The organism is Methylobacterium sp. A49B (assembly GCF_053346215.1).
In genome coordinates, this window is sequence record NZ_JBKFBO010000076.1 from 1 (window position 1) to 2,993 (window position 2,993).

General features: G+C 64.0%; 2 protein-coding genes. One reads left to right on the forward strand and one right to left on the reverse strand.

Going from position 1 to position 2,993, the window contains the following annotated elements; all coding sequences use genetic code 11:
- The coding region (locus tag ACLBX9_RS09585; protein WP_447718754.1) for a catalase family protein at window positions 1-988 on the forward strand (988 nt) is incomplete at its 5' end.
- A gap of 545 nt (window positions 989-1,533) precedes the next feature.
- On the opposite strand, the gene ACLBX9_RS09590 is transcribed toward ACLBX9_RS09585, so the two are convergent.
- On the reverse strand, window positions 1,534-2,913 hold the full coding sequence (locus ACLBX9_RS09590) for an HD-GYP domain-containing protein (RefSeq protein WP_447718755.1): 1,380 nt from the start codon (window positions 2,911-2,913) through the stop codon (window positions 1,534-1,536).
- Window positions 2,914-2,993: the final 80 nt, after the last annotated feature.

Genomic DNA, 2,993 nt, shown 5'->3' on the forward strand with positions numbered 1-2,993 from the left:
TAAGATCCTGAACCGGGTCGCGGAGCATTCGGGCCATGCCGTGCGCTCGGTCCACGCGAAGTCGCATGGCATCCTCGAAGGGGCTCTGACGATCGATGCGGGCCTTCCCCCCGAGCTGGCCCAGGGCCTGTTCGCCACTCCCGGCCAGCACAAGGTCTACATGCGGTTGTCGACCAACGCCGGCGACATCCTTCCCGATGCGGTCTCCCTGCCCCGTGGCCTCGGCCTCAAAGTGCTGGACGTCGAGGGCGAGCGCCTGCCGGATGCGGAGGGGACGACCCAAAACTTCATCATGGTCAACGGCAAGGTGTTCCAGGCACCGAACGCCGAGAAGTTCCTGGGCAGCCTCAAGCTGCTGGCCGGCACCACGGACCGCGCCGAGGGGCTGAAGGTCGCCGCCTCCACGGTCCTGCGCGGCGTCAATAAGGCTCTTCACGCGGTCGGCGTCGACAGCCCAACCATCGGCTCCCTGGGCGGTGCGCCCAATGTCGATCCACTCGGCGAGACTTACTATAGCCTGACTTCATTCCGGTACGGCGATTACATCGCCAAGTTCTCGCTGGCCCCCGTCGCGCCGGCTCTGACCGCCCTGACCGGCACCGAGATCGATGCCTCCGGCCGCCCGAACGCCATCCGCGAGACGGTGCAGTCTGAGATGAACGGCATCGCCGGGGAATGGGAATTTCGCGTGCAGCTCTGCCGTGATCTCGAGCGCCAGCCGGTCGAGGACCCGACGGTGGAGTGGAAGGAGGACGAGGCACCGTTCCAGCGGGTCGGGATTGTCCGGGTTCAGCCGCAGGACAGTTGGGACCCTGCACGGGTCCAGGCAGTGGACGAGGAGATGCGGTTCAGCGTGTGGACAGGCCTCGCGGCGCACCGGCCTCTTGGCAACATCAACCGTGCCCGCAACGCCCCCTACAGGCATTCGGCCGAGTTCCGCGAGCGGTTCAACCGCTGCCCGATCCGCGAGCCGGGCGCGGTGCGCTGAAGCGACATCCTGAAGTTGCAGATGCTGCAGGTCTCAGATCGGGTGCAACGGCGATGTCTGCTTCATCGCTAATCCGCTCGGAAGCGGACGGGTAGAAATCCACCCATCCCGGCCTTTCTAGGCCGGCCTGACTTCGCCTTTGATCTCAATTCGGGCGCTCTGAAAAGCCGACGGAGGCGGTCTCTCGCTGAAATCACCGGAAGATTTGCACATCTAGAAGGTGCAATTCAGGTTGTATCAAATGCGATTGAAATTGCTATCAGCATGTATTGTTGGAAGGTGCACTCTCCCGCAAGGCGCCGATGGTAGCTCCACTAGCAATCTAAGCTTGCCGCTCAACAAAAGTCCAGGACGCTCAAAACATGCTCTCCCGTCTCCTCACCTCGCTCTGCCTCCAGACCTTGCGCTCGCCGGTCTGCGGATGGATGGTGCGGACCATGGTAATCTGGGCGTCTAGAGAAGCGTCACCCCGCGGCAGGGCCGCCCACGGCGGCGCTGGCAAGATGGTCCCAGTCCGATAGTCAATTGGTCGGCCGGAGCGTGGTTCAAGCCGCGCGGGCGAGATCACCCTCGATAGCGACGAGCGCCCGCTCCAGCGCCGCGAAGCAAACTGGATCGAACGCCGCTCCGAGGTCCGCGCGCATGATGCCGAGTGCCTTCTCAAGCGACATAGCTGCGCGGTAAGGCCGGTCGGCGGTCAGCGCATCGAACACATCGGCTACCGAGACGATGCGGGTCTCGGGCGCGATTGCATCGCCAGTGAGCCCGCGTGGATAGCCCCTGCCGTCCAACCGCTCGTGATGACCGCCGCCTATGCTGGCCATCTCATGGAACACCGCGACGCGGGCCAAGATGATCTCGGACAGAGATGCGTGGTTGCGCATATCGCGCCACTCCGCCTCGTCGAGCTTGCCGTTCTTGTCAAGGATCGCGTTCGAGACCCCGAGCTTGCCGACATCGTGAAGGAGCGCAGCTCGCTTGAGCCACCGGCGTCGTTCCGGCAGGTAGCCGAGTTCAGCCGCGATCATGTCGGCGTAGACCGCGACACGCTCCGAGTGGCCAGAGGTGAACGGACTTTTGGCGTCGATGATCTGAGCGAAGGCACGGGCGATGTCGTCGAGGTAATCCTCGTCCACGGCGATCGGGCTGGCCGGCGCCAACGCGAACACCGCTTCCTCGACCTCATCCGAGGCCAGGATGTCCCAGAACCCAGTTTCGGAGGCGATTTTCTCGAAGCAGGCGACGACCTGAGGATCGAACCATGTGCCCGAGCGCGCCCGCACCTCGGCTATCGCGGCCGCGGGGCCGGCTGCGGTGTGGAACACATCCACCACCTGGGCAAGAAGCGCCACACGTGCGTAAAGCGGGATCGCGGGGCCGGCGAGGCGGTCCGGCCGACCGCTGCCGTTCCAATGCTCGTCTAGCGCGTGGATGGCTTCGCAGACGCTCGCCGGGAAGCGAAGCTGACGGGCAATCTGCGCGCCGCGCTGGCAGCGCGTCTGGATAAGGTCGTCGACGATCGTGCCGCCGTTCTGCAGGATGTTGAGCACAGCGCGGAAGCGTTCGGCGAGGCCTGCCTTGAGACCCGTGTGAGAAAAGACGAAGCCGAGCACCTGGGGCATGCTGTCGCTCACCGTCTTGAAGTCACGCTTGAAGCTGAGGTCGTCGGAGAGATAAAGCTCGCAGATGCGCGCGGCGTTGCTGGAGCAACCGAGGTCCTTCAACATCACCGTGTGGTAGAGTTCCCAGAGCTGCAGATCCGGAAGGCCTAGCTCACGACCGATGTGGAAGCCGATCCAAGTCGCGCGGACGCAATGGCCGACGGGCTGACCCTCCGTGAGGTCGAGGGCGTGGCTCAGTGCACCGAGAATTTCCGAGAGCTGGATCGTCGTGGCTTCCACTTCGCCGCTTGACACGATCCGCATCGTTCTCGTCCAGTCTCTTGCCTTATAGGCCTCTATAGGCGGCGATACTGCCAGCAGAGCCTGACCAAAACGTTGCGCGT